The following is a 23,535-nucleotide window of genomic DNA, read 5'->3' on the forward strand; positions in this document are numbered from 1 at the left end:
CTGTGCTGATGACGAAACCGCCTGCGTCCCTGACAAATTTGGTCACTGTGGGCAGGAACTCGCGGAAGCGGAAACCGGTTATCGCACAATCCGCGTGTCGACGGTGCACATCCACTTACCCTGACGTGATGCGATTCCGGTTTCGTCGGTATGCCCTGGTTGTACTCGCCGCCGCGTCGACCATGCTGCTGTGTACGAACGCTCCGGCGGCCCCGCCGATCCGGCCGGTCGCTGCCACACCGCCGCTGGACTCGGGTTTTCTCTGGGGTGTCGCGGCCTCCGGATTCCAGTCCGAAGGCCATGCGCCCGACAGCAATTGGACGCGCTACATTCCCTCGCACCACGATTACGACGCATTGCACGATTCGGTCGACTTCTATGACCGCTATGCGTCGGACATCGACTTGGCGGCCGCGCTCGGCGTGCGGGTGTTCCGGATCGGGATCGAATGGGCCCGACTGCAGCCGGCACCGGGGATTCGGGACGAGGCCGCGTTCCGTTTCTACGATGCCGTCATCGCGAATATCGTGCGGGCGGGGATGCGACCGATGATCACCCTTGACCACTGGGTGTACCCGGGCTGGGCGGTCGACCGCGGGGGTTGGCGCAGTCCGGGCATGGTCGACGACTGGCTGGCCAACATGCGCACGGTGGTCGATCGCTACGCCTCCCGCAATCCGCTGTGGGTCACGGTGAACGAGCCGGCCGCCTATATCTCGCACGAGGTCCGCAGGGGCGCCGCCGATCCCGGCGAGATGCAGGAGCGGATCGCGCAGGCGCACAACGCCATCTACGATTACATCCACCAAATCCAGCCCGGTGCACAGGTGACCAGCAACGTCGGCTATGTCGCCGGCTCGGAGGCCGAAGTCAACGGGGCATTCCTCGATCGCGTCGCGTACCGGCTCGATTACGTCGGCATCGACTACTACTTCGGCTACGATCCAGCGCAGTCGCTGCTCGGGTCCATCACCAAAGCCACCGGATCTGCTCTTCCAAACCTGCCAGGCACGAACATCTGGGATCTTCCCTTGCGTACCGAGGGCATCTACTATGCGCTGCAACACTATTCGCGCCGCTTCCCGGACAAACCGCTCTACATCGTCGAGAACGGCATGCCCACCGAGAACGGCCGCCCCCGGGCCGACGGCTACTCCCGCAGCGATCATCTGCGCGACACCGTCTACTGGATCCAGCGCGCCGTGGCCGACGGCATGAACGTCATCGGCTACAACTACTGGAGCATCACCGACAATTACGAATGGGGCAGCTACACACCACGATTCGGCCTCTACACCGTCGACGTGCGCACCGACCCGGCCCTCACTCGCCGCCCCACCGATGCAGTCGGCACCTACACGCAGCTCGTCGCCGCAAACGGCGTCCCCGCCGATTACCGTCCCACCCGCAGCCCGGCCTTCTGCTTCCTGGTCGATCCACCGGCCAGCTGCCTGACCCTGGTCGCGGTCCCGTAGCCTCCCCAATTCGCGTGGCGGCCAGAGTCGCACTGGTACGACCGGTCGTCGTGCGGAGCCGTGGATCACGACTCGGCCGAAGAAATGCCATCGCCTGCATCCGATGCCCAATGCTCAACATCAACCCAAGATGCTCTCGCGCTGTCCGAGATCGAAGCTGACCTGGTTGGCCGACGGGCACGCGCAGAGAACGAAGCCTGGCTCGGAGATATCGAAGGCATCGACCTGACGTTGCCCTTCCTACGGCAGAAGCGTTCGGGGACAGAGTGATTGGCACGACTGGCGCCGAGCGGTCCGGTCATGCTCACGCTCGAAGATCCGCCGACCAAGTCAGGTTGATCGTGCCCGCCGCATGCTGAACCACCTCGTGTCCGGGCTCGGTTGATCTGATACCGGCTCAATCAGTCTGATGCGGATGACACGAAATCCGATGGTGCTCAGTGAATCTGATGTAGGTGCGCCAAGCCAAGTCAGGATTCCTTGCTGTGTCAGGACGGTGGTCTGAGCCAGTCGGAGGTCGCATCGGAATCTGACGACGCCCCGTTGCATGACATCGATGCCGTGGCCGGTTCGGCCAGCGCGGTATGCGGCAGTTCAGTGCGTTGCCGATGCCGATGCCGATGCCGATGCCGATGCCGATGCCGAGATGATCTTGGCCCGTAGATCTTCGGGAGTGCCGCGTGGCCGGTCCGAACAGCGCGCCACGCGGCGTCGACGATCAGCTGCCGTCAGCGGGTGGACCGGCTCAATCCCTAGGATCAAAAAGAAGTGGCGATGAGTTCCGCGACTCGGCCAAGAGCCGTCACCTCGTTGGCATCGACCAATCGTTGTTGTGCTTCAGCTCGGCAAGCAACGCCGAAAAACGAGTCGTAGATGATCTCGGCAGCGTTCGGAGCAGATTTCGAGTCATCCTGGCCGCGAAGATCAGCGATTGCTTGAACAAGAGGCCGCAGAAGCTGCTCACGCATCGCCGCTAGTTCGTTGGGAAACATCATTTCCCACCGGTACGTATGGAGCAGGATCGCTCGATGTCCCGGCGACGCATCCCGGGTGTGGGGGGAGATGGCGGCTTCGACCCATGCGCGCACACGCTCCAGCGGCGTACTTGCCATCGCCATCTGTTCTTCGATATAGCTGATTTTCCAGCTGGTGCCGTCCTGCAGAACAGCGATGATCAGCTCTTCCTTCGAATTGAACAGCCGGTAGAACGCGCGGGTTCCGAGACCTGCTCGTTCGAGGATCGCATTGACGGGTGGATCAACCTGCCCAGTTTCAGCGATGAGACCGCTGCAAGCCTGGATCAGACGTTGGGCTTCCGCAAAATACTCGCCGCGGTGCTTGTCGAACAGCCGCTCGATCGCGGCAGTGGCAATCGGATTCGCGCGCGACCGTTCCATCGACGTCACCTTGCCGGCCTCCAATGCTACTTCGATATTCAGGTCCACTCACCGCACTTCTGCGAAGCACCCGATTACCGAATCAACTCCAACATCGACAGTCGCTCTCTCGTGGCCGAACCTGACGGGGAGTTCGAGTTGCTCCTGGGCCCCGAGCGGCCGGCTGGGTACATCGGAAATTGGTTGACGATCGACGCCGAGGCGGGCTCGCTGTGTGTGCGCCAGGTCTTCAGTGATTGGGCGACCGAGCGCCCGGCCAATCTCGTGATCGAGTGCATCGACGCCGTTTATCCCCCGCCCGCCGCACTGTCGGAGGCCGACGTCGCTGCCCGCGCCGAGCGGCTGGTGCGCTGGCTGGACAAGGCCGGCGCCTACTGGGACAAAATGTGCAAACTCTCGCTGAATGCCCCTTCGAACTCTCTGGCATTTACTCCGCTGAGCGAGAGCGCGTGGGGTGGATTCCAGAACCAGGCATACGGCATGGGCAGTTTCCGGTGCGCCCCTGACGAAGCAGTCATCCTGGAGTTCACCCCGCCGTCCTGCCACTACTGGAGTTTCGGCCTGGGGAACTGGTATTGGGAGACCGTCAACTGGTTTTCTCGCCAATCCTCGCTCAATCACGCCCAAGCCCGACTCGATGACGACGGCGTCTTCCGCGCGGTCATCGCCCACCGGGACCCGGGCGTGCCGAACTGGCTGGACACCGGCGGGCATACACACGGCACCGTCAACGGCCGCCTGCTACTGACCGACAGCGTTCCGAATCCGACCATGAAGCTCGTGCCCTTCGATGACGCGCGCAGATTCCTGCCCACGGAGACGCCGACCGTGATCGCCGCCGAGCGCACGGAACAGCTTCGGCTCCGCCGCCGTTCCGCACATTTGCGAAACAGCCATTAGTGCCATGACCGAGACCACGACCACCAGTCCTCCCCCACAGTCAGGTGACAATCCGCCGAGTCGGGGCAACGCTGGCGGTACGCCGCGGCGCTCGCGCTCATCGTGCTGATATCCGAGCTCGCGCCGATGGAAATCACACTGGTTTATCCGGCAATTCCACACATGACGGCAGATTTCCACACACTGCACCTGGGCTGGGTACTGACGATGGTGAGTTTGGTTGCTGTTGTCAGCTTGCCGCTGGTCGGCAAGCTTGCCGACGCCTTCGGCAAGAAGCGGGTGATGATCATCCTCGCCGTGCTGTTTGCCGCGGGATCCCTGATCTGGGCAACCGCCGATTCGTTCCCGGTACTGCTGACCGGCCGGGCTCTGCAAGGCACCGCAGGAGGGATGGTCGCGGTGTCCTATGCGCTGGTCCGCGATACCTTCCCGCGTCGCTGGGTCCCAGTCGCACTCGGAACCGTGGCTGCTGGAATCGGTGTCAGCGCGCTCGCGTCGCCGTTCGTCGCCGGATGGTTCATCGACAACGACGGTTGGCAATCGGTGTTCTGGTTCATGCTCGGCTACGCCGTGTTGCTGATACCGGTGGTGGCTATCCTCGTGCCCGAGTCTTCGCTGCGACTGCATCAGCGGCTGGATCTGTTCGGCGTCGCACTCCTCGGCTCAGGGGTCGGGCTGGTGCTGGTCGGAATCAGTCAAGGGTCCAAGTGGGGCTGGGTCAGCAGCGCGACGCTACTGACCCTGATCGGCGGGGCTGGGCTCCTCATCGCATTCGTCGTGTGGGAGCTACGCGTCCCCGCACCCGCCATCGACCTCCGATTGCTGGCCGGCAGTGCGCTGCGCTCAACACTGGTGGCGTATCTGTTCATCGGGTTCATGATCGCCGGATACGGGTTGCTCATGCCGCAGCTGCTGCAGACCCCAGCCCAGGCCGGTATCACCTACGGTGCAGGGCTGACGGCGACCGCGTTTGCACTGTGGACCTTTCCCACCGGCTTGCTGACCATGGTCTGCGGCCCACTCGGCGGTGCCGTCGCACGCCGTAGAGGCGCGCGGCTGACACTCATCGGTGCCGTGTGCGCGATGATCGCCGGCCTCGCGGCCGCCGCCGCGCTACCCGAACATCGCTGGCAGATCATGCTGCTGTCCGCAGTCTTCGGAATCGGGATGGGGCTGTATTACGCGTCCGGGCCCAACCTCGTGATGGACGCCGTGCCGGCCGAGCAGAGCGCCATAGGGGCGGCCATGCTCGGGGTCGTCGGCCAACTCGGCAATGCGATCGCGGTTACCGTCCTCAGCGTCGTGATGGCGCAGAACATCATGCGACAAGACCGCATCACAGGGCGAATTACCTACTCGGACTTGGCATTCCAGCATTCCTTCCTGGTTGCAGCGGTGGTCGGCCTCGCCGGCCTTGCTGTCGCGATAGGTATGCGACATGGCCGGACTCCCGCAACAGGCGGCGCCGATATGCGCCACACGGCCTGATCCGCATTCCCTGATCCGCACCGAATACCGCACCCGCCGAATCGAATTGCCTTTTCGGTGGCGATGCGTGCTGTCCCCCGCAACAAAGTAAAGGAAACCAGATGAGGAATATCGCAACGACCTCCGCACTGCTGATCGGCGCACTCGCCGTCTCGGCCGCCACCGCCACCGCGGACCCCGCACCGACGGACCCGAATGTTGGCTACACGGCCACGCTCGGTGACGCCGCGGCGGTGATCACTACCGACTCCGGCGCCGTGACCGCCGACAACGGTGTGCTCACCATCGCCAATGCGACGGGTAAGGCGCTCGCCAGCGCCGTATTGTCCTTCCGGGTCGACGATTTCGTCTTCCCGATCACGGCCGACATCAGCGGACGCACCGCCACGCTCACCCCGCGCTTCGACCGCGAACATGCCACTTACAGCCCTGTCGCGCTGCCCTTCGAAAACCAGGCCCCCTGGAAGTCCGAGTACGACCGCGAGCAGGCGGCCTGGAACCGGCTGGTAACCACCATCACCGCGGGAGCCGCCATCGGCAGCACCGTCGGCGCTCTCGGTGGAGCCGCGGTCGGGTGCGTCCTCGGCGGCATCGCGGGCGCCACCGTCGCGGCTGCCGCGATCATCGGCCTGTTCGGCGGATTCCTGCCCGCCGCCGTCATCGGGTGCGTCGGCGGCATACTCGCCGTCGGCGCACTGGGCACCATCGCCGGGCAACTTTTCATCACCGCCCCCTTCATCCTGATGGCTGCGGCCCAGTACTTCACGACGATCAACCAGCCCAGCCCCGCTCCTACGAAATAGGCTGCCGCACAGGGTATTCGCCGTAGTCCACCAGATCGCTGAACACAGCGCGGGCCGCACACAGGATTCCTGTGCGCGGCCACGCGAGTTCAGCAACCTCCACGAATTCGCACAGGCTCTGCGCCCGCGCTTACTCGACGAGGATGTTCGAATGGTCACCGGTGACACCTCGAACAAATATGTACATCCAGTCTACTATTGGTCAGCTTGTCGTACGGAGGGTGAATGGTTCGGGATAGTTGTGCGGTCGAGGCGAGCGTGGACCACGAGCCGGACTATCGATTCACCTTGGCGAACGAACGCACTTTCCTGGCGTGGGTACGCACAGCACTGGGCTTGCTGGCGGGCGGTATCGCGGTCAGCCAGTTCTATGCGTCAACCCTGTTGTGGCACAAAGCAATCTGTGCAGTCTGTGTCATACTTGCCGGCGCGATCGCGGTAGGCGCGTTCTGGCAGTGGCGGCGCGTACAGGTCGCCATGCGCCGCGATCAACCCCTGCCGCGACCGCCGATGGTTCCGGTCACCGTGGTGGGAGTATGCGTAGCAGCGTTACTGGCGATAGCGCTCGTGGCGCTGTGAACGCGCCGGGGCTGCAGCCCGAACGCACCATCCTCGCGTGGCAACGCACCCTGCTCGCCGCAACAGTGGCCTGTGCCGGGTGCGCGCGAGCCGCGACGGGCCGCCCTTCCGCCTCATTGACGGCCGCAACGCTCGTACTGAGCGCCGTCCTCATCGTGATCACGATCGGTACGAGGTGGCGCCGCCGACGATATCGCCGCCGAGGCGACGATCCACGTCCAATACCCCAGACGGTAGGGGCGCTCCTCTGCGCAGGAATCGGCGCCGCAGCATGTTGCGTGCTTGCTGACCCTCTTGTGAGGCCATGCCAGTCGGTGAGCAACGCAACCAGGCCCGTCGGTGGAGCGTTCAGTTCCAACACGGGTGCCGTCCTCGATCCGCCAGTCACCGAAGCGGCGACCCGGAACGGGGCCAGACCTCGACGCCGAGCGGAGTCACTACCTCACCGCCCCCACACGTACCAGCCGACCAGTTGCCCTGGCCATGTCCTATGGGTGGCCTGGCATGATTCGACCTCTGATTCAGACACCGGACCCTGGGTCCAATGACTCGGTCTCGAGGAACCTCGCCGAATCCCGGCTAGCCTGCTCGTACAGCGCTGCGGCTTCATCGGCGAACCGGTTGTGCGCATACACCCAGCCTCCGGTGCGCAAACGTTCACGCGCGGTCTGACCCGTATCGCTGAGATCCACGCACGGGGGCAAACTACGGGCCAGTCGAACCCCTTGACCTACGGAAACGGAGGATTAGACGACGTTGACGCGGCCGGCGCCGTGGGTGAAGTTGCGTTCCTCGCCAACGGCGGCGAAATACGACGGCTGCCACATCCACAACCAATCACTGTCGGTGATGGTCACTATCACGAATCAGCGTTGGATTCGATCACGTCGTTGGGCGAAGGTGAAAGGGCAAGCACAGTGCGACCGAACACCTGCCATCGAGAGTGAGGAAGCCCTGATGGTGCTCGACAACGACCTCGCGAGCGAATCGCCGACCGCGGTCGCCTTCGACCGCCGCGCCGATGTGATCGTAGTCGGCGGCGGCCCCACAGGGATGACCGCGGCCGGGGATCTAGCGCGAGCTGGCCGGTCGGTCGTCGTGCTCGAGCGGTGGCCGCAGATCAACCCGGCCAGCCGTGCCTTCGCGACCATGGCCCGCACCCTGGAAGTCCTCGACGCGCGCGGGCTGGCCGACGATCTGCTCGCCCTCGGGTCCACCACGCCCGCGGTGCACCTGTTCGCCGGTGCCACAGTCGATTTGACCCGATTGCGGTCGCGGTACCGGTTCGGGTTGATCACTCCGCAAACCAATGTCGATCAGGCCCTGACCCGCTACGCCGAGCACCAGGGCGCCGCGATCCACCGCGGCGTCGAGGTCGTCGCGCTCAACCAGGACACCGACGGCGTCACCGTCAGCACCCGCCCCAAAGACGCTTCCCCGGGTGACAGCGAAACACGCTGGTGGGCACAGTATTTGGTGGCCGCTGACGGCGCGCACAGCAGCGTCCGCGGCTTGCTGGGTATCGAGTTCCCCGGCAAATCGGTGCTGTCGTCGGTGGTGCTGGCCGACGTGCGCCTCACCGCCGGACCGACCGGCGGCGGGCTGACTCTCGGCAGCACCAGAGACTGCTTCGGATTCCTCGTCCCCTACAGCACCGGGCCCGCCGCCGACTGGTACCGGTCGATGACCTGGGACCGCCACCACCAACTCCCCGACACCGCACCCGTCGAACCCGCCGAGATACAGGATGTCCTCAACCGCGCGATGGGCCGCGACGTCGGAGTCGCCGAAATCAGCTGGCACTCCCGGTTCCACTGCGACGAACGACAAATCCGCCAATACCGCTGCGGGCGAGTATTTTTCGCCGGAGACGCCGCGCACGTGCACTCCCCGATGGGCGGGCAGGGCATGAACACCGGCATCCAGGACGCCGCCAACCTGGCCTGGAAATTCGACGCCGTCCTCGGCGGCGCCGACGACCGAGTACTCGACACCTACCACACCGAACGCCACCCCATCGGCGAACGAGTGCTGCTGCAGAGCGGGGCGATGATGCGCGGGGTCACCCTGCGCCCACGCCCAGCCCGCTGGCTACGCGACCGCATCGCCCCCACCGCCCTCGGATTCGGGCCCATCGCGAACACGATCGCGGGCAGCTTCGCCGGGACCACACTGCGTTACCCCCGCCGCCGCGGCGAGCACCGGTTGGTCGGCACCCTCGCCACCGAAACACCCCTGACCGGCGATCGTCTCACCGTGCTGCAACGCACACGGGGATTCGTCCTCATCCGCGAGCACGGTGCCCCATCTGTCGACATCGACCTGCCGCAGGCCGAGCGCACCGACTCCGGTCCGGCGCTGCTGGTCCGCCCCGACGGCTACATCGCCTGGGCCGGACCCTCCACCCACAGCCAGGCCCTGCGGCAGGCGTGGCAATCGTGGATCGGCTCGCACACCCCGACACCGCATGACCCTCCATCAACGCGACCACCACGGAAGGAAGCACGATGACCGTCACCGCCATCCAGATCGGGCTGCACCCCGACGTCATCGACTACACATCGCCCGACTTCACCCAATTCGGCGGGCTCACCAAGGAAGTCCTGCGCCGCGCCAACGACGATAACGTCGCCGCCCTGCGCGCCGCCGGATACGAAGTCGACAACTGCCTGATCGAGTTCGGAACCTCCGGGGCCGACACCGCCCGCCGCGCGCTGGCGGCCAAATCCTACGACGCCGTCCTCATCGGCGCCGGAGTCCGGCTCGTCGCCTCCAACACCCTGCTGTTCGAGACCATCGTCAACGCCGCCCACACCCTGCAACCAGACTGCCGGTTCATATTCAATTACTCCGCCACCGCCACCGCTGACGACATCCGCCGCTACTACCCCACACCCCACGACAACACACCCGCCCACTGACTGAACTGATGAGGGGGCTGGCTATTTCGTACCGCCGAACGCCGGACGCCCCGACGACATCTCGGTCCGGGTGGCTCGTTCAGTCGCCATCGTGCCCACCCGAGAAGTAACTGGGGACGCACGCGCGATCCAGCCGGGCGGGATAGGGGTCGCCCAATCGGGCCGGTAGGTGACCCTTTCGGTATGCACGGTCCACGTGCATCTGCGATAGCGGTTCAGACCCGAGTGCCCGGAACTCCCACCGTGTTCCCGTGGAATCCGGTTGCCAACCGTCCGAGTCGAGCCCGTATACCCGCGCGACGAGTCGGTCGACGACAACGATGGCGTAATGGGCGTTGCGTCTCGCGGCGCTGCTCACCCGCCACCATCGCCGATCTCGCTCGTAGAGCGCTTCGGGGGATCGGAGGGCAGACGGCCCCCCATCCGGCCACGGCTGCGAGATGATGAGCGCAATACGTTCACCGACCGCAGTGAGGGCACCCCAGCGCTGATAGGCATTCGCCCGATCCAGGCCCGTGACAGAGGCGATGTCGCCCAGCCCGGCCGTATGGTCGAGGGCGGCAGCAGCAGCTTCCAACATCCCGGCATCGATCTCGTTCGCGAGCACACTGTGCACTCGCAGCAGGGCTAGTTGGAACTCACGAGCCTCCGCGAATTCCAGCTCACCGTCTTCATAGCGGGTCCATGCCTGTGGTCCGAGCCCGCTCAGTTGGCCGGCGAGTCCGACCAGGATGGCCCGCACGGACCGTGACAGCCATAACCTCTCGGTTGCCCACATATCGCGCGCAAAGGAGTACCCGCAGCCGTTTACGTGCCCATCGGTCATAGCCGAGGACTCTAGCGAGGAGATACGCACAGTTCACGGATTTACCGGACTGATCTCAATTAAATCTCAATTAGATAGCTAGATGTTTTCGACATGTCAATCAGTCGGTTCGTAGCTACTTTTCGCTCGATTTCGCGAACATCAACCGAAACGGTCTTGGGTCCACGACATCCCGCTCGAACAAACCTGGACCCCCGATAGCAGGACCTCGGGCAAGGCGATGCCCGAGGTCCTCCCCCAAATCGATCGGCCAGCGCAACGATATGTCGTCCCACCACCGAAGTCTGGGCATCTGTGCGTTCCGCGAACTCTGTCGATGCTCGAAAAGGGAGGACACACTGATTACACCGACGAATCCGATGACATCCACGGCCTCCCCCGCCGAACCCGCCACCACTGCCAACCGATTCGATTGGTCGATCAGCCACGCCGCGGACACGATCGTGGTGACGTTCGGAGTGGAACGGGCCGGAATCGAGTTGCCCGCTCCGCTGCGAGAGACGTATCGGGGTCCGTGGCTCACTGGTTGACAGTCCCCACAGCGTCGACTCAGCCAACCCGACACTCCGCCTCGGCAAGATCTCGATGCTATGAAGGCCGCTGTGCGGCGTAAGACATCTGGGAACGCGACGCGCGCAGCTGATGGTGTACATGGCCGATCACCATCTGCCGACCGTGGTAACCGCTACCGGCACCGACCAGTTTCGCGACGTACTCCCGACCGCGGCGGCGTTGGCGCGGATGGCATTCGGCGTTGAATGCTTGTGGGCTGGCCGGTGACTCGGCGAGCGAACCGTTCACCCACCCGGGGCAGGCACATCGAAATGTGCTAGCGCCCCGAGGCGTCCGACACCGGGAATGACCGGTGCGGTTCTGGCAAATTCACTGCAATAGCGCGCGCTCGCTGATGCGTAGCGTAGCGGCACAAAGAAATCCGGCCCCGACGGACGAAGCGGTGCTCTACCGAGACCGAATCAGGCGGCGGGCTTGGGCTGGCTCAGGTCCCTGACGCCGGTGATCGCATCGATGATGTTGACGATGGCGGAGGTGCCGCCGTCGAGGGCCGAGCTGCCGGAGTCGAGCATGGCCGAACCGGAGGACGAGCCGGCCGAACCGGTGGAGGAGCCGGCCGAACCCGAGGCCGAACCCGAGGCCGAACCCGCGGAGCCGGTGGCGGCGGAGTCAGCGGAGGTGGCGGCGGAGGCCACCGCGACCGGGCCGAAGAACAGGGCGGCGGCGGAGAGGGTGCCGGCGGCGGCGAGGATCTTGCGAGAGAACATGTACGGAGCTTCCTTCCACGGATGGATAACGACGCCATAACGGGCGGCACCAGCAACGTTATGAAATAGAGATCTGTAAATCCACTTATATTATTGTGAGATGAATCACCGTTAATAATGGGCTAACACTCTATTGTGTCGAGGTAACGCAATTTGATCTTCACTCCGGATGCGATATCGAAGATCAAATTCGGTTCGATTTATTCGACGGCGCCGTATCGGCGTGCGGCGGAGCCGATCTCGCATTTGATCTTCACCCCGGACGCGGATTCGAAGATCAAATTCGGTGATCGAATTCGGTTGGTTTATCCGACGGCGCCGTGTGTCGGTGTGCGGCGCAGCCGGCGGACCTTCGATCCCGGCGCGGCGCGACCCGAGCCGACGACGCGCTCGGGGGCCCGCTGGTATGACGCTGATCCGGCGTTACCAGGCGAGGTGGCGCGCCGCGCGACGGCGCGACACTCGAGACCCGATGTCGTCGTGTGCGGTCTCTGCCCTGCCGTGCAGCAGCGGGGATTCGTTATGGTCTCCGGTACCGGTCCGGGCGGGGATCCCTCTCACCTGCAGGTTCACAACATGTCGCTGCATTCACCACAGAACGACCGCGACCGCTCATCGGTGAAACAGTCGACGGCCGGGGTGGTGGCGCCGACGCCGCGGGGATCGAAGCCGATCAGGTCGAACCGATGCCGACCAGGCCCGGTCCTCTCCTCGAGAATTGATGTGACGCCATCAGCCAAAATCAGCCTTCATAGAGTTGGGAGAATCAGCAGGCTGGACAAAGAAAGAAGTGTTCATGCCTTTCAACGACACCAACCCCGGCCACCGAAGGTAAACAGTGAAGTCGCCCAGACCGGACGCAAACCCCGCGGCAGCCCAACATTTGCAGCTCCGATCACTTCCCGACGCTCCAGCGTCGGCTTCCCAGCCAGATACTGGAGTTCAGGCGTATGAGCGGCCACGACCGGCGGACCAACCCAGCGGGCCGAATAATCGACGACCAGAACGTGGCACCGGTGAGCGCAAGATCCAGCCGACTCCAGGCCCGAGCCGCTACGTATCGATCGGGTTTGCGGCCCATCGCGCGAGCGTCAGCAAGGACACGATCAGGCGGATGATCGCTGATGGCACCTTGCCTGCCTACCGATTCAGGGGCCAGATACGCATTGCGATCGAAGACCTCGACAAGGCGATGCGTCCGCGACCCCGACCAAACACCGTGGATAGTTATTACATGCATATTGCATGAGACGGGGAAACATCACCCAAAAACTCGCTGACCTGCAAGTATGGAGTGGTCCCAGCTGGTTTCGAACCAGCGACCTTCCGCGTGTGAGGCGGACGCTCTCCCGCTGAGCTATGGGACCGAACTCTGCCGCCCGGGTGGCGCTGAAGCGTCATCCGAACGAGGAGGAACATTAGCACGCACCACCGGGCGTCTGCCAAATCGCCACCTCGATGACGCCGGGATGCCAAGCCGCACTTGCGATCGGGCGGCGTGGGTCGCGGGTCCGACGAGCTACTCCGCATCGCAACCCGGCCCCGTCAGCGGCTCGACCATCCCCGAGGGCTACCTACCTTCTGGACACCCGATCTCGACACACCCCACCCCCTTAAGGCCGCGTGTCCCGTACGCCTGCCACGGTCGCCACCGAGCCCCCGGCACCGCACCTCTAGCCGAATCGCGCGCAGTCCGCAGCACCAACACCCGGACCGCCAACTGAACAACACTTGTGTGATTCGAATTCGACCCCTCCTACCAGCGGATTTGTACCTTTCCGCAAACGTCGTCTAATGTTTCATCTCGCACCACGGAGGACAGCAAGACCGCCTCCGAGATGCAAAATGCGGATGTAGCGCAGCTGGTAGCGCATCACCTTGCCAAGGTGAGGGTCGCGGGTTCGAATCCCGTCATCCGCTCGAGAGGTAGGCCAGGCTAAATATTCTTTATGCCGTCCTCCTTTGCGCGGTGGAGTGGCCGAGTGGTGAGGCAACGGCCTGCAAAGCCGTGCACACGGGTTCGATTCCCGTCTCCACCTCGCGCGATTAGCTCAGCGGGAGAGCGCTTCCCTGACACGGAAGAGGTCACTGGTTCAATCCCAGTATCGCGCACCACCGTAGTACCAGGTCAGGCCCCCTTTCGAGGGGGTCTTTCTTGTGTCGTGCCAGATACAGCTGATGTTCGTGGGCTTTGCGGTGGCAGTAGTCTCGACAGCCCTTGGCCAGCCGTTGTGTCCTGGACTTCGGTAGGTCGAACTCGGCAGCAACGGCGGCCGTGAGCGACCTCGGTCGAATAGTTCTTGAACCTCGCGCCCAAATTCGGCGGAACGCCCCATCGCAGCCAAATCGACTGTGCCCCAGTTGTAGCCGCCGTGACCAGCTTGTCCAGTAAATGCCGCTTGTCGGCGCGATCAATCTCGATCGGGCAGCGTCGTCATTGGGCAGGTGGACAGTCGATTCAGGTGCGGAATTGTCCGGTTTCTATGCTGTCGGACATGTCACTGGATCTGGGGTTCCTCTGCTCATACTGCGGTAAGGAACACGATGGCTTGCCATTCAGCTATGGCGCAGTCGCGCCCGCTTACTGGAATGAGGGCCTGGAGGGCGGCGCGGGAAGCGTCCTCGGCGACGAGCAGTGCGTGATCGGCGGGGAGCACTTCTTCATCCGGGCTCGCCTGATCCTGCCCATCGTGGACTCGGAGAGCGAATTCGAATGGGGTGTGTGGGTTTCGCTGAGCGAGTCCAGCTTCGCCCGCGCGACAGAGTTGTGGACCAGCCCGGAGCGGGTGCAGGAACCACCTCATTTCAGCTGGCTGTCCACCGAGTTGCCCACTTACGAACCGACGACTCTGAACTTGAAGACCAAGGTGCACAGCCAGCCCGTCGGTGTTCGTCCGATGGTGGAACTGGAACCCACCGACCACCCCTTGGCTGTGGAACAGCGAACCGGCATCACTCTCACCCGCGTGCAAGCCATCGCCGAACTGCTGCTACACCCTCAGCAGTGACGACAGCCGTCGCCCCACCAACCGCATGGCCTCGGCAAACATGTCGGATGATTGCTGACAACAAGTCTGGACATTTGGTGACAGATACCGTGTGACTCTCAGCGGTAGTTGGCCAATCCCGGCGGCTGGATGTGCTGGCGGCGATGATCAGATCATTCGGACAGCACCGATCCGAACCCACTCGGACACTGTAACCGCGAGCCCGCCAATAAGATTCGAGAACGCGCGATCCGACCTGACCCGATCGGACCGACTTCTACAACCGGAAGCACGATCAGCCGCAGTGTTCCGCTCGTACCCGAGGATAAACAATGCGGGTGCGACAGAGACGACTGACAGTCGAGAAACGCTGCGGCACACTGAGACAACGACCGACGTCGGCAACCTTCGCCTGTACACGCGACGCCGGCCGCTGGAGTCACGTTCTTGAACTGCGGCCCGGCCGAGGTGGTGCGGATCGGGCTGGCGGCGGCAGGCGGGAAGAACCTCGAAGTGTGCTCGCCGACCATCGGCCGTCAGCTCCTCGAACTGGGACTGATCGACGAGGTCGACCTGCACATCGCACCGATCCTGCTCGGCGAGGGCATCCGGCTGTACGACAACCCGGCGGTGCGCCGATCCGTCTACACCGGATCGGCGAAGGCGACCCTACGTCGGCCGTCAATGTACGGTACCGACCGGCCACACCGGCGAAAGATGCCGACCGAGAGAGTGTCGTCACCGAGCGATGACGGTTGGCGCCAGGCCGCGGCGGGCGTGGACAGTCGGCGGCGGAGTGGCGAACGGTCGACGTCAGCGCACGACAACGGCGCGTTCGACTGCGTGCGCTGGATCGACCGGGATGTCGGTGGGCGGCGTTAGGCTTTGCCGCGTTGCGTTGTGGAGTCGAGGTAGGGGGTTGCCGCGTTGACGATGGATCGAGGCCTGGTGCCGAGTGCGGGCGATGGCGGCCACGATGATGCGGAGTTCGAGCTTGTCGACGACATCGAGGGGGATGTGTCGCTCGGGCTCGAGGAGATCAACGAGTTGTTGGGTGAACTGGTCGAGATGCATGGGGATCGGCGGCGGCGGGATGCGGAGATCGTCGGGTTCCGGTTGGGGGTGAGCGGGGAGGCGCCGGAGACGTTGGCGCGGATCGGGGCGCGATATGACCTGTCGCGGGATCGAATTCGGCAGTTGCATACGCGGGCGGTGGGGCAGATCATTCGGGAAGCGCAGCTGAGCGGGCATCGAGCGGCGGGGGTGTTCGCGGCGCGATATCCGGTGGGGACACGGGATTCGCAGTTGGTGCGGGCGTTGCTGGTGGAGACGTACGCGACGGACAGCGATATCGCGGCCAACGAGTTGTCGTATCTGAAGCTGCGGCTTGCGGGGCATGCCGGGGAGGACGCGCGGCGGATCGCGGGGTTCGTGATGCAGCGGATCATGGCATGGCAGAAGAAGACGAATCGGCGGCTGGCGAAGTTGCACCATGCGGAACCGTCGGCCACCGATGAGGTGAATTCGTGGCTGAGGCAAGTTGATCGGCCCGGGTCGGTGGTTGCTGCTGCGCTGCCCCGCGGGTCGGCGCGGGTCGTCGACGGCGATGACGACGGTAGGGGCAGGTTCTATCTGGGCAAGGTGGGGCGCGACGTGCCGTTCGATTCCGGGCTGGAGGCTCGGCTGTTGCGGATCCTCAACGCGAGCGATCTGATCGCCACGTTCCAGGAGCAGCCGAGCGCCGTCGAATATCAGGTGGACGGCACCGATCGGGTCTTCTACCCGAGCATCGTCGCCGAGCTGGCCGACAAACGGGTCGTGCTGATCGATGTCCAACCGCTGGGACACGTCGGCTTTCACATCAATAGGGCCAAGTCGGCTGCGGGGTGTGCCTACGCGCACGCCAACGGGTGGGGATGGCTGGTCTGGACAGGTAGCCGACTCGGTGTGCCGGAACTGCGTGGGCGGCAGGTCGATTCGCAGTCCGAGAGTCGGCTGCGTGAGCTGGTCGACAGCGGGCCGGTGCACTGGCCTGCGATACAGCGTTTGCGGACGGAGACCGGACTCGAATTGCTCGACCTCACCACACTGGTCCTGCGCAACGAATGGCGCTGGGATCGTGCGCCGTTCCGATTGACTGCGGGCCGCTGACGCGGCCGTCATCCACCTCAGCGCACCACCATCGCACCGGCCAGGAAGGTGACGATCAGCATCATGGCGCAGCAGGTGATCAGTTGCCAGTGGCTGATGGTCTGCTGGAGATTGGTGATGGTGGCGCGCAGGCTGGTGTCGACTCGGTTGTGGTCGGCGAGCCTGCGCTGCGCTGCGGCAAGTGAGTCGGCGTGCTCCTGGGTGGATTCCTCGGCGCGCTCCAACCGGGCGGTGAGCTTCATAATCTGTTTCTGCCTGTCCCGCACCGATTTCCGGGACAGGGCCAGCGTGGTGCGCTGATTGACCAGTTCCCGGCGTTGGCGGGCGATGACGCTGGCCTGCGTTCTGGTGTGGTGTTCCCAGTCGGTCACGGTTGCCCATCCTCCTGTCGTCACGTCGCGGTAGCCCCACACGATGTCACCGGTGACCCAGCCCCGCAGAAAGTCGCGCAGTTCGTACGGTTCGCGTTGCGGAACGACCACGGCACTGCGCGCGGCGTCGAGCATTCCGAGGTCGATGAGGTAGTCGCAGGCGGGTGGTGCAAGATCGGCGACCCCGATCGCGGGCAAGTAGGCCACCCAATAGCCCGGCGCGCACAGCCAGAGCACACCGGCACACCCGGACGCACGCAGCCGCTCGGTATGTTGTTGTGCCGACTCCCGATCCAGCGGCCCGCTGCGCACCTCGATGGCGAACTGCCGGTCGCCGACCCGCCAGTAGATGTCCACCGGCACGTCGCCGACGCGGCGATCGACCTCGGCCTCGTCGGCGCCGTAGGCGAGCATCCTGGCGGCCAGCCAATACTTCAGCCGCCGAATATTCCATTGCGCGTCGACACATTCCGGGCACCGACAGGCATATCCGGACTCGTCCCGCTCCGGTCCGCGCACACGCCCCTCGGACACCGCACCTTCGGACGCGCGACTATCCGATATGCCCAATTCGGCGAGCATCGCCCGACGCCCGCAAGCAGTGTCCACTCGCTGCTTCGTCCTCACGCGACCACTCCCCTACCCAAACCACCGCACTTCCGACGACCTCGATCGCCGGCCATAGATCAAGAGTGCGTCAGACTTCCATCGCCCGCCAGTCCCCTTTACCCCGCGCTCGGGTGCGCCACAATTGGAGAACCACCGCTTACCAGCCAATGTGCAGTGCGTCACAAGGGATTTCGCAGCGACATACGAGAGCATCACCACAGAAGTTCCGGGCGGATCGACACTTGCCGCCATTCCGTGACACGCCCGGACCACGACGCACGTGCATTCGAGACGTTCGGCCGTCTGTGCCGAGGCGTCCATGCCACTCGTACAGCCCCCTCGACACAGTCGCTCGCTTCCATGCCGATCTACTATCGGTCGATCACCGCTGCAGCGATAGCGCACGACAGCGAGTAGTTTCCCAAGCGAACGAAAAGTGCCGCGGCCCACTGGGTGTTGGTTGCCTCGAGCCGCGTATCTACCGATCGACGGATAGAATCGGCCGGCCACGGGCGGAGTTCGGGCACATACGGGGAAGAAGGTAAACGAATGGACCACGGCGAGCCGGGTGGCGAGTCGATCGGCGCGCTCTTGTCGAGCCTCGCGACGACCCTGCGCGAGGTGAGCGACAAGCTGGACGCTGTGGCCGGCCGCGTGGACGAGGATCGCGAAGACAACGACGTGGTCGAGCGCCTTGCGAAGCTGGAGGCGTGGGCTTTTCGTGCCGGGGACGATATGGCGAAGCTGGACGGGCGATTGGAACGCGTCGAATCCGGCGGCGCCATGAGCAAGGACACCGTCGAGGCCGCTCCTAGCAGGCTCGACGCGAGCCGTCCGAATTCGCCGAAGCTGCCCTCGCGCGCGCAACGCCGCGAAGCGACCGCGATACCGCCGCTCGCCGACCAGTCCGAACGGACACCGACAGCGCCCTTCGACGTTACTCCGGCGACGGCACGCCGAGACCCCGCCTCAACCGTGACTCCGGATAGCCGGACCGAGCCCGCGGCACCCGCCTTCCGCAACGAACGGCCCGAATCCCTGGCGACTCCAATGCAGCACGAGCAGGTCGAGCCGGCGACAATCACCCCACGCACACCACGCGCCGAGTCGACCGCAGCCCCGTTCCACAACGAACCCTTCGGTCCCGCAACACACAGCGAGCCACGTAGCTCCCGGCTCGAGCAGACGGCACCGACCTTCGGCAACGAGCGCCTGGAGCCCCTAGCGCCGCCCCCTGGCGAATGGGCGCAGGCAGCCCCCACTACACACTCCGAGCGACCCGAACCTGCCGAGACCCGGAGCAACGAACGACTCACTCCCCCTCCCCCGGCATCCCGAAACGACTGGGCCGACTTCGGCACACCCGCTGCGGGCAACGGCCGCAGCGCATCCACGCCGACCACGAACCACGACCGGGTCGACTACAACACCGCAGGATCGAGCAACGGCCGGACCGACTACCGCACGCCTGGTTCGAGCAACGGCCGCCTAGAACCGCCCCCGTCCCGACCCGATTCCAGCATGACCGCGCCCCGCAACGACCGCGAAGAAGTCGTCCCCATGCCGCCGGGAGCCCATCGCGCCGCCGCCACAAACACCGAAGACAATTCTCACGTGGACAAGCTGCAGGCGATGCTCGACGAACTCAAGCGCAACGGCCCCTTCGGTGCTCGCCCCGAGGCGCCTTCTCAGGGCGAATTGCCCGGTATCGACCCGCATTTCGCGGTGCGAACCGAGGGGTAGTCAGCGGCCCTCCGGTGCCTGACGCGGGCTGTTCGCCCCCTGAACACGCCACCGCCGCCGACCCGAAGCCGTACCGATCGCAGAAAATGAACCCCGCATAGAACTCTCGGGCGACGACGCCGACGGCCCTTGTTCGAGACCGCAGAACCGGGTGTCCAAGGCCTGCCTGCGACTTCGATGCCGTCCTGAAACAGCCATCACCACGCCCGCGAGCGCACACACCTCGACCTGGTGTCCGCGCGGCTCGGCGGGCTCGGCACGATCGAGGCGGGCGAGCCGATGTCGACGGCGGACTGTCCTGACTACCGGTTGCTCACGAACCCCGCGCGTCTGATGTCGACAGGGCACGGCCGAGGCGGCCTACTGTCGGTCGCCGTGGCGAGGGCGCGAGTCGGCGCCATCGACAGCGCTGGTGAGGACGGCGCGGATCAGCTCACGAAACCAGCGGTGGCCGCTATCGGCAGTGTTGCGGGGGTGCCAGGCCATACCGATGGTCACCTCCGGCAGAGGTAGCGGAATCTTGAAGGCACACAACTGGAGTGCGGTCAGTGTGGTGGCGCTGAGGGCCGCGGGGGCCGGGCAGATCAGGTGACCCGCTCGGACGGCAAGCAATGCGGTGGTGAGGTTCGGGACGGTCGCCACGACGCGGCGGGTGCGCCCGTGCAAGGCCAGTCGATCGTCGATGGGTCCGCGGGCGCGACCGAGTCGGGAAATGGCGAGGTGGGCGGCCGAGGCGAAGGCCGCCACCGTGACGCGGTCGGTGACGAGCGGGTGGTCGGGCGCGGCGACGCCGATCACGCGGTCGCCGAGCACCCGTTGCACCGTCGTTTCCGGATCGGTGTGGTCTATGACGCCGACCTCGATGTCGACTCGACCGTCACGTAACGCTGCCGTCCCTTCGAGAGTGTCCGGCAGAAAATGCACTGTGACGCCAGGGGCTCGGGTCCGGACGGCGGTCAGCAGCGGGGCGGCGAGTTCGGTCAGCACCGTGTCGCCGGCATGCACGGCGAAGCTGCGCTTGAGCCCCGCGGGGTCGAGGGCGCCGCGCGGGGTGAGCAGCGCACGGCCCTGCTCGACCAACACGCTCACTTCGTAGCGCAACTCCAGCGCGCGCGGCGTCGGCACCAGATTACGGCCTGCGCGCACCAGCAGTGGATCGCCGAGCACGCGCCGCAACCGAGCCAACGTTCGGCTCATCGCGGGGGCCGAGGTGTGCAACCGCTCGGCAGCCCGCGTGACGCTGTGGGTGTCCAGTAGCGCATCCAGAGCAACCAACAGGTTCATGTCCAAGGCTTCCACCCCTGGATTATCACCATCGGAAAGACAAGTTACCAACATTGCACTGGTGATAATCCGTGTCGGCTCCTGGTGTTGTCGACAGACGGCGCCGTCCTGCCGATCTCGAAATCCACTGTCGGAAGGACGCATCCACTTATGTCCCCCATCCCCAGCTCGCTGTGCTGAGCCAGAGCGGCTGCACACTGAGCTTCTTCTACCTCACCACCCGAACCCGACCAGCACGAATCGATGTCCTCCCCGAAGGACACGAACTGTGTTTCGATCCCAGCTCACGGCTGTTATACGCCAGCCGCACCTATCGCTCGGGCCATTGGCTGGCCCATGCGGCCGAGAGCCACGAGATCACCGTGGTCGATGTCGACACCCATGACGTCGTCGATGTCATCGACCCGTCTCCGGAGCACGCACCGCACGAACTGTTGCTCGACTCCGATGCTGGGCTGCTGTACGCGAGTGTCGAGGAGGGACACGCAGGACCGGGCGGGCTCGTAGCGATCGATCTGGAATACCGACATATCGTGCGCCGCATCTCGGCGGACGCCGCGATCCCGCACTGGGCCACACTCACTGCGGATGGCAATAAAGGTGTCCACCAGCAACAAACGGGCACCATTCGTTTCGGTGCTCGATCTCGCCGGTCATGGGGCGGCAGCACGACGGATACCGGTGCCGGGTAGCGAGAGCCTGGCCCCGTCGGCCGACGGTGCACTGTTGTTCGTGGCGACACCCGTCATGGGTATCCCGCCCGATCCGGCAGCGTCGTATGCGGTGCAGGTCATCGATGTCGGCACCGACGCTGTGGTCGACACGATTTCCGCGCTCGCGGCACCGTGCCCGGTCCATGTCACCGCGAACAGCCTGCTGGTTGGCCAGTGGCGATTCGGTGACGTCGGCTCGCCGTTGCGCGCCGGGCTGCTCTCGATCTACGACGCGATCTCATTCGCTCCGCTCGACCGGATCGAGGTGGGCGCCGGACCCATCAACATTGTCTCGACTCCCGATGGAGCACTGGGATTCGTGAGCAATCTGCAATCCGGGACCGTCAGCGTCGTCGACATCGACAACGCCGCGGTCACCGCGACTCTGGAGGTGGATCGCGGCAATGATCTGCCGCTGGACAGATCGATCCCCAATCAGAATGCGCACGGCATGGCCTACATTCCGGCCGTCGCCTAGCTGCCTGGCACCGCCTGGGTTCCGGCGGGCACCTGCACCCCCGGCGTGGTTTCCTTCGCCGGTGGTCGACGCTCGCCGAGTCCGCGGTAGGACGACGGTTTGATCGTCCGGAACCATTGGGCGGCGCGAGTTCTCAGCGGCAACCGATAGTGCAGGTCGGCGAGCATCTCATCGATGTTGTGGATGGAGAAAGGGGTGATCGCGGTGCCGTGGGCGTGGTGGCCGTTGGTCCGCTCGGCCATCCACTGCAGGCGTTCGTCGACCTGCGCGCCCATGGTCTCGGCGTTGGGCAGTGCGAGCCTGCCGCCGAGCAATGCGGCGGTCCAGTGCGCGGCGACCTCGGCGTTGAGCGCACTGATCACCGAGGAGTTGTAGCCGACGAAGGTCAGGTTCGGAACGCCGACCGGCAGGATCTGGCGGTACAGGCGGAAATTGCCGTCGTCGTCGGTGAGCTGACGCTGGATGTACGGGGTGAGGAACGGGACACGCTGATGGAATCCGGTAGCGCAGATGACGACGTCGGCTTGGATCTTCTCGCCGGTGGACAGCTGTACGCCGGGTCCGTTGTCGCCGAGCATCTCCGCGATGGTGGCGTCACGATGGACCGCGATACGGCCCGCTGCCACCTGCTCGTAGAAGTTTTCGGTGGTGAGGCCGACGGTGCTTTCCGCGATCTCCTCGAACCGGCCCTCGGGCACCAGACCCAATTCCCGCAGGTTCATGTGCTTGGTGGCGAGTTCCTGGATCACATCGAAATTGGTGTCACGGAACGAGTCGCCACGGCCGTGCAGGAAGCGTTCGAACCGGCCGAGCTCCTGATAGCGGAAATGTGCCTCCCCCAGGCGGGTCAGCATCAGTCGCTCGTAATCCAGGACGCGGGCCAGCTTGCGCGGCATCTTCCACAGCAGCCGTCGCGCGACCACACTGGTCGAGGCGGCGACGTGGCTGACCGCTTCGGCGATATCACAGGCGGACTTGCCGTAGCCGACCACCACGACCGACTTGCCACGCACGGCTTCGACGTCATGGAATTTCGAGGCGACACCCAACTGCCCGCCCGCGCGGCGGAAACGGTCGACGCCGGGGAAGTCGGGTAGCACGGGATCGCTGAACACGCCGTTGGCGATCACCAGGTGGTCGCAGGAGGCGCGGTGGATACCGCCCCTGTCACGAATCTCCAGCAGCCAACCGCTGTCGACGGGATCGGCGGCGACCACCTCGGTATTGAGCCGCAGATGCTCGCCCAGGCCGTTGTGGCGGACGTATCCGTCCAGGTACGCCTGCATCTGTTGCCCGTCGGGCACGCGAGGGTAGTCCGCGGGCATCGGATAGTCCGAGAAGTGATAGGTGTGCTTACTGTTCTGCGCGCGCAGCCCCGGATACCGGCGCGTCGCGCTCCACACACCCCCGACGTCGGGAGTCCGGTCGAATACCTCGACCGGAAATCCCTCCTGTCGCAACACCTTCGCGCAGGCGAGGCCTGCGATGCCCGCACCTACGATCGCGATGCGGTTCCCGCTCGTCATGGGA

The 23,535-nt window shown here is 64.8% G+C and carries 22 protein-coding genes and 4 tRNA genes; 19 read left to right on the forward strand and 7 right to left on the reverse strand.

Annotated features, from left to right (window positions below; all coding sequences use genetic code 11):
* The first annotated feature begins 128 nt into the window (after window positions 1-128).
* Window positions 129-1,475 (forward strand): family 1 glycosylhydrolase, encoded by a 1,347-nt coding sequence (locus tag OHA42_RS30400; RefSeq protein WP_406231192.1) that lies wholly within the window; start codon window positions 129-131, stop codon window positions 1,473-1,475.
* Window positions 1,476-2,233: 758 nt separating this feature from the next.
* Here the strand turns inward: OHA42_RS30400 and OHA42_RS30405 are convergent.
* Entirely contained in the window at window positions 2,234-2,920 is a 687-nt protein-coding gene (locus OHA42_RS30405; RefSeq protein ID WP_406231193.1) for a TetR/AcrR family transcriptional regulator, read from the reverse strand.
* Between the two features lie 135 nt (window positions 2,921-3,055).
* Here OHA42_RS30405 and OHA42_RS30410 point away from each other — a divergent pair, with 135 nt between their 5' ends.
* From OHA42_RS30410 to OHA42_RS30440, 7 genes are all read left to right on the forward strand, one after another.
* Window positions 3,056-3,772, forward strand: coding sequence for a hypothetical protein (locus OHA42_RS30410; RefSeq protein ID WP_406239927.1), 717 nt, complete (start codon window positions 3,056-3,058; stop codon window positions 3,770-3,772).
* 162 nt (window positions 3,773-3,934) lie between these two features.
* Entirely contained in the window at window positions 3,935-5,260 is a 1,326-nt protein-coding gene (locus OHA42_RS30415) for an MFS transporter (RefSeq protein ID WP_406231194.1), read from the forward strand.
* Window positions 5,261-5,361: 101 nt separating this feature from the next.
* Window positions 5,362-6,063, forward strand: coding sequence for a hypothetical protein (locus tag OHA42_RS30420; protein WP_406231195.1), 702 nt, complete (start codon window positions 5,362-5,364; stop codon window positions 6,061-6,063).
* 225 nt (window positions 6,064-6,288) lie between these two features.
* Window positions 6,289-6,642, forward strand: coding sequence for a YidH family protein (locus OHA42_RS30425; protein WP_406231196.1), 354 nt, complete (start codon window positions 6,289-6,291; stop codon window positions 6,640-6,642).
* On the forward strand, window positions 6,600-7,190 hold the full coding sequence (locus OHA42_RS30430; RefSeq protein ID WP_406231197.1) for a DUF202 domain-containing protein: 591 nt from the start codon (window positions 6,600-6,602) through the stop codon (window positions 7,188-7,190). Before OHA42_RS30425 ends, OHA42_RS30430 begins: the two co-directional genes overlap by 43 nt.
* 409 nt (window positions 7,191-7,599) lie before the next feature.
* On the forward strand, window positions 7,600-9,153 hold the full coding sequence (locus tag OHA42_RS30435) for an FAD-dependent oxidoreductase (RefSeq protein ID WP_406231198.1): 1,554 nt from the start codon (window positions 7,600-7,602) through the stop codon (window positions 9,151-9,153).
* Window positions 9,150-9,563, forward strand: a complete 414-nt coding sequence (locus OHA42_RS30440; protein ID WP_406231199.1) for a hypothetical protein — start codon at window positions 9,150-9,152, stop codon at window positions 9,561-9,563. Before OHA42_RS30435 ends, OHA42_RS30440 begins: the two co-directional genes overlap by 4 nt.
* A 79-nt stretch (window positions 9,564-9,642) precedes the next feature.
* On the opposite strand, the gene OHA42_RS30445 is transcribed toward OHA42_RS30440, so the two are convergent.
* Window positions 9,643-10,389 carry a hypothetical protein gene (locus OHA42_RS30445; RefSeq protein ID WP_406231200.1) on the reverse strand — a complete coding sequence of 249 codons (747 nt, stop codon included), beginning with the start codon at window positions 10,387-10,389 and terminating at the stop codon, window positions 9,643-9,645.
* 359 nt (window positions 10,390-10,748) lie between these two features.
* Here OHA42_RS30445 and OHA42_RS30450 point away from each other — a divergent pair, with 359 nt between their 5' ends.
* Entirely contained in the window at window positions 10,749-10,919 is a 171-nt protein-coding gene (locus tag OHA42_RS30450) for a hypothetical protein (protein ID WP_406231201.1), read from the forward strand.
* A gap of 444 nt (window positions 10,920-11,363) precedes the next feature.
* On the opposite strand, the gene OHA42_RS30455 is transcribed toward OHA42_RS30450, so the two are convergent.
* Window positions 11,364-11,669 (reverse strand): hypothetical protein, encoded by a 306-nt coding sequence (locus OHA42_RS30455; RefSeq protein ID WP_406231202.1) that lies wholly within the window; start codon window positions 11,667-11,669, stop codon window positions 11,364-11,366.
* Window positions 11,670-12,783: 1,114 nt separating this feature from the next.
* On the opposite strand from OHA42_RS30455, the gene OHA42_RS30460 reads away from it, so the two are divergent.
* Window positions 12,784-12,918, forward strand: coding sequence for a hypothetical protein (locus tag OHA42_RS30460; RefSeq protein WP_406231203.1), 135 nt, complete (start codon window positions 12,784-12,786; stop codon window positions 12,916-12,918).
* A gap of 46 nt (window positions 12,919-12,964) precedes the next feature.
* On the opposite strand, the gene OHA42_RS30465 is transcribed toward OHA42_RS30460, so the two are convergent.
* Window positions 12,965-13,036 (reverse strand) — tRNA-Val (locus tag OHA42_RS30465).
* Between the two features lie 480 nt (window positions 13,037-13,516).
* Here OHA42_RS30465 and OHA42_RS30470 point away from each other — a divergent pair.
* The 6 genes from OHA42_RS30470 (at window position 13,517) to OHA42_RS30495 (ending at window position 16,807) form a co-directional block, all read left to right on the forward strand.
* Window positions 13,517-13,589: transfer RNA gene (locus OHA42_RS30470), tRNA-Gly, on the forward strand.
* 48 nt (window positions 13,590-13,637) lie between these two features.
* Window positions 13,638-13,708 (forward strand) — tRNA-Cys (locus OHA42_RS30475).
* 1 nt (window position 13,709) lies between these two features.
* A tRNA-Val gene (locus tag OHA42_RS30480) sits at window positions 13,710-13,784 on the forward strand.
* Between the two features lie 380 nt (window positions 13,785-14,164).
* Complete coding sequence (locus OHA42_RS30485; RefSeq protein ID WP_406231204.1) at window positions 14,165-14,677, forward strand: DUF2199 domain-containing protein; 513 nt, start codon at window positions 14,165-14,167, stop codon at window positions 14,675-14,677.
* A 426-nt stretch (window positions 14,678-15,103) separates the two neighbouring features.
* The gene (locus OHA42_RS30490; RefSeq protein ID WP_406231205.1) at window positions 15,104-15,538 is read left to right on the forward strand and encodes a dihydrofolate reductase family protein; all 435 of its coding nucleotides are present in this window, start codon (window positions 15,104-15,106) and stop codon (window positions 15,536-15,538) included.
* A gap of 51 nt (window positions 15,539-15,589) precedes the next feature.
* Window positions 15,590-16,807, forward strand: a complete 1,218-nt coding sequence (locus OHA42_RS30495) for a sigma factor-like helix-turn-helix DNA-binding protein (RefSeq protein ID WP_406239685.1) — start codon at window positions 15,590-15,592, stop codon at window positions 16,805-16,807.
* 17 nt (window positions 16,808-16,824) lie between these two features.
* Here OHA42_RS30495 and OHA42_RS30500 read toward each other — a convergent pair whose 3' ends face one another.
* The gene (locus tag OHA42_RS30500; protein ID WP_406231206.1) at window positions 16,825-17,712 is read right to left on the reverse strand and encodes a hypothetical protein; all 888 of its coding nucleotides are present in this window, start codon (window positions 17,710-17,712) and stop codon (window positions 16,825-16,827) included.
* A gap of 624 nt (window positions 17,713-18,336) precedes the next feature.
* Between OHA42_RS30500 and OHA42_RS30505 the strand changes: the two genes are divergently transcribed.
* The gene (locus OHA42_RS30505) at window positions 18,337-19,530 is read left to right on the forward strand and encodes a hypothetical protein (protein WP_406231207.1); all 1,194 of its coding nucleotides are present in this window, start codon (window positions 18,337-18,339) and stop codon (window positions 19,528-19,530) included.
* Window positions 19,531-19,890: 360 nt separating this feature from the next.
* On the opposite strand, the gene OHA42_RS30510 is transcribed toward OHA42_RS30505, so the two are convergent.
* Window positions 19,891-20,829 (reverse strand): LysR family transcriptional regulator, encoded by a 939-nt coding sequence (locus tag OHA42_RS30510; protein ID WP_406231208.1) that lies wholly within the window; start codon window positions 20,827-20,829, stop codon window positions 19,891-19,893.
* A gap of 158 nt (window positions 20,830-20,987) precedes the next feature.
* Here OHA42_RS30510 and OHA42_RS30515 point away from each other — a divergent pair, with 158 nt between their 5' ends.
* Together OHA42_RS30515 and OHA42_RS30520 are read left to right on the forward strand one after the other, a co-directional pair.
* On the forward strand, window positions 20,988-21,506 hold the full coding sequence (locus tag OHA42_RS30515) for a hypothetical protein (RefSeq protein ID WP_406231209.1): 519 nt from the start codon (window positions 20,988-20,990) through the stop codon (window positions 21,504-21,506).
* Complete coding sequence (locus OHA42_RS30520; protein WP_406231210.1) at window positions 21,496-22,005, forward strand: YncE family protein; 510 nt, start codon at window positions 21,496-21,498, stop codon at window positions 22,003-22,005. The genes OHA42_RS30515 and OHA42_RS30520 overlap by 11 nt, the downstream gene beginning before the upstream one ends.
* On the opposite strand, the gene OHA42_RS30525 is transcribed toward OHA42_RS30520, so the two are convergent.
* Complete coding sequence (locus OHA42_RS30525; protein WP_406231211.1) at window positions 22,002-23,531, reverse strand: flavin-containing monooxygenase; 1,530 nt, start codon at window positions 23,529-23,531, stop codon at window positions 22,002-22,004. The genes OHA42_RS30520 and OHA42_RS30525 overlap by 4 nt on opposite strands.
* Window positions 23,532-23,535 lie beyond the last annotated feature (4 nt).

Source organism: Nocardia sp. NBC_01009, from assembly GCF_045208035.1.
In the GTDB taxonomy this organism is placed as follows: domain Bacteria; phylum Actinomycetota; class Actinomycetes; order Mycobacteriales; family Mycobacteriaceae; genus Nocardia.

Coding starts and splice junctions, on each gene's coding strand:
- OHA42_RS30400 (WP_406231192.1), top strand. CDS start 129: ATGCGATTCCGGTTTCGTCGGTATGCCCTGGTTGTACTCGCCGCCGCG.
- OHA42_RS30420 (WP_406231195.1), top strand. CDS start 5,362: ATGAGGAATATCGCAACGACCTCCGCACTGCTGATCGGCGCACTCGCC.
- OHA42_RS30455 (WP_406231202.1), bottom strand. CDS start 11,669: ATGTTCTCTCGCAAGATCCTCGCCGCCGCCGGCACCCTCTCCGCCGCC.
- OHA42_RS30425 (WP_406231196.1), top strand. CDS start 6,289: ATGGTTCGGGATAGTTGTGCGGTCGAGGCGAGCGTGGACCACGAGCCG.
- OHA42_RS30435 (WP_406231198.1), top strand. CDS start 7,600: ATGGTGCTCGACAACGACCTCGCGAGCGAATCGCCGACCGCGGTCGCC.
- OHA42_RS30525 (WP_406231211.1), bottom strand. CDS start 23,531: ATGACGAGCGGGAACCGCATCGCGATCGTAGGTGCGGGCATCGCAGGC.
- OHA42_RS30460 (WP_406231203.1), top strand. CDS start 12,784: ATGATCGCTGATGGCACCTTGCCTGCCTACCGATTCAGGGGCCAGATA.
- OHA42_RS30505 (WP_406231207.1), top strand. CDS start 18,337: ATGGACCACGGCGAGCCGGGTGGCGAGTCGATCGGCGCGCTCTTGTCG.
- OHA42_RS30415 (WP_406231194.1), top strand. CDS start 3,935: ATGACGGCAGATTTCCACACACTGCACCTGGGCTGGGTACTGACGATG.
- OHA42_RS30445 (WP_406231200.1), bottom strand. CDS start 10,389: ATGACCGATGGGCACGTAAACGGCTGCGGGTACTCCTTTGCGCGCGAT.
- OHA42_RS30430 (WP_406231197.1), top strand. CDS start 6,600: ATGCGTAGCAGCGTTACTGGCGATAGCGCTCGTGGCGCTGTGAACGCG.
- OHA42_RS30485 (WP_406231204.1), top strand. CDS start 14,165: ATGTCACTGGATCTGGGGTTCCTCTGCTCATACTGCGGTAAGGAACAC.
- OHA42_RS30450 (WP_406231201.1), top strand. CDS start 10,749: ATGACATCCACGGCCTCCCCCGCCGAACCCGCCACCACTGCCAACCGA.
- OHA42_RS30440 (WP_406231199.1), top strand. CDS start 9,150: ATGACCGTCACCGCCATCCAGATCGGGCTGCACCCCGACGTCATCGAC.
- OHA42_RS30495 (WP_406239685.1), top strand. CDS start 15,590: ATGGATCGAGGCCTGGTGCCGAGTGCGGGCGATGGCGGCCACGATGAT.